Origin of the sequence: Micromonospora inaquosa (genome assembly GCF_003857055.1) — a bacterium.
In the GTDB taxonomy this organism is placed as follows: Bacteria; Actinomycetota; Actinomycetes; order Mycobacteriales; family Micromonosporaceae; genus Micromonospora; species Micromonospora inaquosa.
On the sequence record NZ_QGSZ01000106.1, the window covers coordinates 1 to 6,219 of the forward strand.

Genomic DNA, 6,219 nt, shown 5'->3' on the forward strand with positions numbered 1-6,219 from the left:
GGTTAGGGCGCCGCCAGGAGTTCGCGTACCCCGCGCGGTCGCGTCCGCAGCAGGCCGGCGGCGCGGGTGGAGTCGAGGCGCACGTCCAGGGGGCGGACCAGGCCGCTGGCCGCGCTGGTGGTGGTCTTCAGCCCGGCCGGATCCAGGCCGTATCGCGCGGCCACCAGCAGGCCGAGCTCGGCCCGGCTGACCGCGTCCGGACCCGCCACGTTGAGCAGACCGGCGTACGACGAGGCGACCAGCTCCAGCACCGCGTCGGCCAGGTCGGCGACGTCGATCGGGCAGCGCAGTTCGTCGCTGAACAGGGTGGCCCGGCCCGCGAGCGCGTCCCGGCAGAGCTGGATCTGCTTGCTGCCCTCCCCCACGATCAGCGAGGTACGCACCAGGGCCGCGCCCGGGTCGATCGCCCGCACGGCCGTCTCGGCCGCGGCCTTCGCGGCACCGTACGCGTGCACCGGCGTGGGCGCTTCGTCATCGGCGTAGGGCATCGGGCGGCCGGCGTGCAGCGCGTCACTGGACACGTGCACCAGCCGGGCACCGACCTCGGCGGCGGCGACCGCCACGTGCGCGGCCCCGTCGGCGGTCACCGCCCAGTCGTCGTACCGATAGGGGGTCCCGACCACGGCGTCCGGCCGCACGTCGGCGACCAGCGCGCGCACGGCGACCCGATCGGTCACGTCCAGCCGCCGCGCCACGACACCCGGCACCGCGATCTCACCGGAGTGGAAGGTCCCCACCATCGACAAACCGAGGCGAACCCCGCGCCGACAAACCTCCCGCCCCAGTAACCCACTACCCCCAACGACAAGCACCCGCATCCCAGCCCACTCCCCCACCAACGATCAAGAGGTTTGCGTCATCTCGCCGGGCGATGATGACGCAAACCTCTTGATCAACCAAGCAAGGGCGGAGGGTGCAGTCAGACCGGGTCTGCTACCGGGGCTGCCGGGCCGGCGGTGCCGGTGTGGGCAGTCGCCGCCGGCTTGGGCTTGGCGTCGATGCCGGCCTCGGTGCGCTGCTGGGCGGTGATCGGGGTGGGGGCGCTGGTCAGCGGGTCGAAACCACCCCGGGTCTTCGGGAACGCGATGACCTCACGGATGGAGTCGGCACCGGCGAGCAGCATGCAGACCCGGTCCCAGCCGAAGGCGATGCCGCCGTGCGGCGGGGCGCCGTACTTGAACGCCTCCAGCAGGAAGCCGAACTTGTCCTGCGCCTCCTCCGGAGTGATGCCGAGCAGGTCGAAGACCCGCTTCTGCACGTCACCCCGGTGGATACGGATCGACCCGCCGCCGATCTCGTTGCCGTTGCAGACGATGTCGTACGCGTACGCCAGGGCGCGGTCCGGAGCCCCCTCGAACCGGTCGACCCACTCCGCGTTCGGCGAGGTGAACGGGTGGTGCACGGCCGTCCAGCCGCCGTCGTCCGTGCGCTCGAACATCGGCGCGTCGACCACCCAGCAGAACGCCCAGGCGCTCTCGTCGATCAGGCCGGACCGCTTGGCGATCTCGACCCGGGCCGCACCGAGCAGCTCCTGCGCCTCCCGGGTGGTGGCACTCGCGGCGAAGAAGACCGCGTCACCCGGCTTGGCGCCGACCGCGTCGGCCAGCCCGCCCAGGTGCTCGGCGGAGAGGTTCTTCGCCACCGGGCCGCGCGCCTCGCCGGTCTCGGCGTCCAGCACCACGTACGCCAGGCCGCGGGCGCCACGCGCCTTCGCCCAGTCCTGCCAGCCGTCCAACTCCTTACGGCTCTGCGCCGCGCCACCCGGCATCACCACCGCGCCGACGTAGCCGCCCGCGTCGATCGCCCCGGCGAACACCCGGAACTCGGTGCCGCGCAGGTACTCGGTCAGCTCGGTCAGCTCGACGCCGTAGCGCAGGTCCGGCTTGTCCGAGCCGTACCGGGCCATCGCGTCGTGCCAGGTGATCCGCGGGATCGGCTGGCTGATCTCGTGCCCGGCCAGGTCCTTCCAGAGCGCCGAGACGATCGCCTCGCCGAGGTCGATCACGTCGTCCTCGGTGACGAACGACATCTCGATGTCGAGCTGGGTGAACTCCGGCTGCCGGTCGGCGCGGAAGTCCTCGTCCCGGTAGCAGCGGGCGATCTGGTAGTACCGCTCCATGCCGCCGACCATGAGCAGCTGCTTGAACAGCTGCGGCGACTGCGGCAGCGCGTACCAGCTGCCGGGCTGCAGGCGCACCGGCACCAGGAAGTCGCGGGCGCCCTCCGGCGTCGAACGGGTCAGCGTCGGCGTCTCGATCTCCAGGAAGTCCCGCTCGTGCAGCACCCCCCGGGCGAGCTGGCTGGCGCGCGAGCGCAGCCGCAGCGCGTTCGCCGGGCCACTGCGGCGCAGGTCCAGGTAGCGGTACCGGAGGCGGATGTCGTCGCCGGCCTCGATCTGGTCGTCCACCGGCAGCGGCAGCGGCGCCGCCTCGGAGAGCACCTCCAGCTCGACGGCGGTCACCTCGACCTCACCGGTGGGCAGCTCCGGATTCTCGTTGCCGGCCGGCCGCCGGGTCACCTCGCCGACGACCTTCACGCAGAACTCGTTGCGCAGCGCGTGCGCGTCCTCCTCGCGGAACACCACCTGGACAACACCGGAGCCGTCGCGCAGGTCGACGAAGATGACCCCGCCGTGGTCGCGCCGGCGGGCCACCCAGCCGGCGAGCGTCACCGTCGAGCCGGCGTCCGCGGCGCGCAGGCTTCCGGCATTGTGGGTACGGATCACGGCTGGCAACTCCTCATCGTGGAACAGTCCTCACCCGCATTCTGTCAGGGCTGGCCGTCCCGCCTCCGGGCACCCGGCAGGCCGGCACGATTCGCTGGTGGGGTGGACCGGCGAACCCGACTCCTCGGGCAGCCGCGCCGGTTAACGTGGCGAAATGCGGCCCGTACCGAACTGGGCCGTCGTCACGGCGGCGGCGGCGCCCGTGCTGCTGGTGGCCGGTTGGACGGTTGCGGAGGCCCGACAGCCCGTCGGGTACGACCCGGTCCGGGACACCATCAGCGAGTTGGCGGGGCAGGAAGCCACCGACGCCTGGATCATGGTGGTGACCCTGGTGTTGCTCGGCTGCTGTTACCTGTCGGTCGCTGCCGTCCTGCACTCGGCCGGGTTGCCCAGCCGGTTCCTGCTCGCGATCGGTGGCGTGGCCACCATCGCGCTGGTCGCCTTTCCCCGGCCGCCGGTCGGTGGCTCGCTCAGTCACGGCATCGCGGCGACGGTGGCCGTCCTCGCCCTGGTGCTCTGGCCGGCCGGCTCGGCGCTGCGGCTGCCGCGCGCCCACGACACCGGGCACCCCACCCGACCGGAGCCGCCCTGGGCGTTCCGCCGGGCGGTGGGGCTGAGCGCCACGCTCGTGCTGCTCGCGCTCTTCGGCTGGTGCGCGTTCGAGGTGACCAGTGGGTCCCGCACCGGGCTCGCCGAGCGGGTGACGGCGGTGGCGGTCTCCCTCTGGCCGCTGCTGGCGGTCCTGTCCGCCCGGCGGGCGCACCTCGCCTGGTCGGCCGGCGGCACCGTAAGCGTCGGCCCGGACCTGCCGATCATCGGCGTCGTACCCCCGGATCCCCTCGGACCACCCGACGGGCCGGCTCCCGGGCGACCCGACCGGCTGCCGTGAGTTCGTCGCCGCAGGTTGGCGGGTTCGGTGGCGGTCAACGCGACGCGGGCCGCCGGAGAGTTCCGGCGGCCCGCGAACGGTGCGTGGATCAGAAGACGCTGACGCCGTAGCGGCTGAGCGCCTCGGTGACCGGCTGGAAGTAGGTCGTGCCACCGGTGCGGCAGTTGCCGCTACCACCGGAGGTCATACCCAGCGCGGTGCCGCCAGCGAAGAGCGAGCCGCCGCTGTCACCCGGCTCGGCACAGACGTTGGTGCGGATCAGGCCGGAGACCGAACCCTCGGCGTAGTTCACCGTGGCGTTGGTCGCGGTGACGGAGCCGGAACGCAGGCCGGTGGTGCTGCCGGAGCGCTGCACCGACTGGCCGACGGAGGCGTTGCCGGCGCCGGTGATGTCGCGGTAGCTGCCGTTGTAGAGGTAGACGTTGCCGGCGGCGTTGGCCGAGTTGCTGTGCCGCACGATGCCGTAGTCGTTGCCCGGGAAGCTGGTGCCGGTACGGGTGCCGATCAGCGCGGTCTGGCCGGAGTTCGAGTACCAGCTCGACGAGATGTTGGTGCAGTGCCCGGCGGTCAGGAAGTAGTAGGTGCTGCCGCTGCGCACGTTGAAGCCGAGCGAGCAGCGCCCGCCGCCACCGGCATAGATGGCCTGGCCACCGGAGATGCGGGTGCTCAGCACGCCGGCCTCGGCCTCGACCCGGACCGCGCCGTTGGCCCGCGCGGCGGCGGCCTTGACCCGCTCCAGCTTGGCCCCGGTGACGGTGCTGTCGACGGAGACGACGACCTGGTTGGTGACCGGGTCGCTCCACCAGGCGGTGCCCGGGATCTTGGCGGAGCGCTCCAGGTCGGCCGTGGCCCGGTTGAGCTCGGCGGCGCCGCGGCTGACGTAGCGGACGACGGCGCCGGCCTTGCTGGCCTTGCTGGCGGCGGCCGCGTCGGTCACCGTGACGACGGATTTGCCGCTGGCGTCGATGTACGAGCCGGCGGAGTGGTCGCCGAGTTCCGCGGCGATCGCGGCGGCGGCATCGGGGGACGCGGCTGGAGCGGCCTGAGCGGGCGCGCCGATGAGCGAGCCGACGACCAGGGTTCCGGAAACGGCGACTGTAGCCGCAACGCGGAATGAGGACCTCGTGGGTCGCATGTAACAACCTCCTGGGCGGGGGAGCGGGTCTCGCCGGGGGCGGCTGACCCGAGGGCAACCCGGCCGATCTGGGGAAACCGGCCGGCTGAGACTGAAGTATTCACATACTTAAGATCATTGACAAGGCTTGAATTCGTCCCAATTTACCGATCTTGATCGGTCACCTGGCCGCAACACCTCTGACGCGCCTGTGAACAGCCACCGTCACACCCAACCGCCGCTCGATCCACCCCGGGCGCGCACGACCATCGATGCCTGCCACACGGGGGCACCGCGCGGCGGGGCGGCACGGCACGGCACGGCGACGACCGTCGCACGGCAGAGGGCGCGATGGACGCGCCGCGTCAGGGGGTACGGCGACGAGCGCCGGGACCCGGGCTGGGAATCACGTCGCGTGGCCGATCCAGGTTGTGCCCGTCGGCGCAGCGCAGTTCGGCGCGCACCTCGGCGCCACAGTCGCGGTGCGTGACACTGAGCGGGGGACCCTCCGCGTCGGCGAGGTACCGGTCACCCCAGCCGAGGACGGCGACCAGCACCGGCCACAGATCCAGACCCTTCTCCGTCAGCCGGTACTCGTGGCGCAGCCGACTGCCGGGCTCCCGGTACGGCTCGCGACTCAGCACGCCCTGCTCCACCAGGCTCGCGAGCCGGTTGGTCAGCACCTGGCGCGGAATGCCGGTACGCACCCGCATGTCGTCGAAGCGACGTACGCCGGTGAACACCTCGCGGAGGACCACCAGCGTCCACCGCTCACCGAGGATCTCCATCGCGCGGGCGATGGTGCAGTTCTCCACTGACCAGTCCAGAGCCGCGGGTCGCATCGGACCAGGCTAGATCTCGTTGACAGACTCAGCAACCTGCTGCCAGGCTGCGTCCATGACGCAGACGCAGGAACCAGCGCGCAGCCGTACCTTCACCTGGGCGGACCCGTCGGTCAACGCGGCCCAGGTCGGTCGGCGCAGCGGCCTCGACATGCTCCGGGCGATGATCGCCGGCGAACTGGCCACGCCGCCGGTGATGCACCTTCTCGACATGACCCGGATGGAAGCCGACGAGGGCCGGATCGTCGTCGAACTGACCCCACAGGAGTTCCACTACAACCCGCTCGGCAGCGTCCACGGTGGCGTGCTCTCGACCCTGCTGGACACCGCCGCCGCGTGCGCCGTGCACACCACCCTGCCCGCCGGCGTCGGCTACACCTCGCTGGACCTCAACGTGAAGTTCCTCCGCCCGGTCACCATCGACAGCGGAACCCTGCGCTGCGAGGGCACGGTGCTGCAACGCGGCCGCCGCACGGCCCTGGCCGAGGCCCGGCTCACCGATGCCACCGCCCGCCTGATAGCCCACGCCACCAGCACCTGCCTCCTCCTCCCCCTCCCCTAACCCCTGCTGGGTTGATCAAGAGGTTTGCGTCAGAAAGCCGGTAACCGGTGACCGAAACCTCTTGATCAACAGCGCAAGGAGGGGGTG

General features: G+C 71.8%; 6 protein-coding genes. 2 read left to right on the top strand and 4 right to left on the bottom strand.

What is annotated here, in order from left to right; translation table 11 throughout:
* Positions 1-2 precede the first annotated feature (2 nt).
* Positions 3-818 (bottom strand): sugar nucleotide-binding protein, encoded by an 816-nt coding sequence (locus DLJ59_RS02295; protein WP_124770861.1) that lies wholly within the window; start codon positions 816-818, stop codon positions 3-5.
* Positions 819-919: 101 nt separating this feature from the next.
* A complete protein-coding gene (gene aspS / locus DLJ59_RS02300; RefSeq protein WP_124770862.1) occupies positions 920-2,725 on the bottom strand; it encodes an aspartate--tRNA ligase in 1,806 nt (601 codons plus the stop codon).
* A 154-nt stretch (positions 2,726-2,879) separates the two neighbouring features.
* Here aspS and DLJ59_RS02305 point away from each other — a divergent pair, with 154 nt between their 5' ends.
* Positions 2,880-3,614, top strand: a complete 735-nt coding sequence (locus tag DLJ59_RS02305) for a DUF998 domain-containing protein (RefSeq protein ID WP_124770863.1) — start codon at positions 2,880-2,882, stop codon at positions 3,612-3,614.
* 88 nt (positions 3,615-3,702) lie between these two features.
* Here the strand turns inward: DLJ59_RS02305 and DLJ59_RS02310 are convergent, their stop codons facing one another.
* Together DLJ59_RS02310 and DLJ59_RS02315 are read right to left on the bottom strand one after the other, a co-directional pair.
* Positions 3,703-4,749 carry a S1 family peptidase gene (locus tag DLJ59_RS02310; RefSeq protein WP_124770864.1) on the bottom strand — a complete coding sequence of 349 codons (1,047 nt, stop codon included), beginning with the start codon at positions 4,747-4,749 and terminating at the stop codon, positions 3,703-3,705.
* 344 nt (positions 4,750-5,093) lie between these two features.
* Complete coding sequence (locus DLJ59_RS02315; RefSeq protein WP_124770865.1) at positions 5,094-5,570, bottom strand: winged helix-turn-helix transcriptional regulator; 477 nt, start codon at positions 5,568-5,570, stop codon at positions 5,094-5,096.
* 55 nt (positions 5,571-5,625) lie between these two features.
* Here DLJ59_RS02315 and DLJ59_RS02320 point away from each other — a divergent pair, with 55 nt between their 5' ends.
* On the top strand, positions 5,626-6,132 hold the full coding sequence (locus tag DLJ59_RS02320) for a PaaI family thioesterase (protein ID WP_124770866.1): 507 nt from the start codon (positions 5,626-5,628) through the stop codon (positions 6,130-6,132).
* Positions 6,133-6,219 lie beyond the last annotated feature (87 nt).

Coding starts and splice junctions, on each gene's coding strand:
- DLJ59_RS02310 (WP_124770864.1), bottom strand. CDS start 4,749: ATGCGACCCACGAGGTCCTCATTCCGCGTTGCGGCTACAGTCGCCGTT.
- DLJ59_RS02320 (WP_124770866.1), top strand. CDS start 5,626: ATGACGCAGACGCAGGAACCAGCGCGCAGCCGTACCTTCACCTGGGCG.
- DLJ59_RS02295 (WP_124770861.1), bottom strand. CDS start 818: ATGCGGGTGCTTGTCGTTGGGGGTAGTGGGTTACTGGGGCGGGAGGTT.
- DLJ59_RS02305 (WP_124770863.1), top strand. CDS start 2,880: ATGCGGCCCGTACCGAACTGGGCCGTCGTCACGGCGGCGGCGGCGCCC.
- DLJ59_RS02315 (WP_124770865.1), bottom strand. CDS start 5,570: ATGCGACCCGCGGCTCTGGACTGGTCAGTGGAGAACTGCACCATCGCC.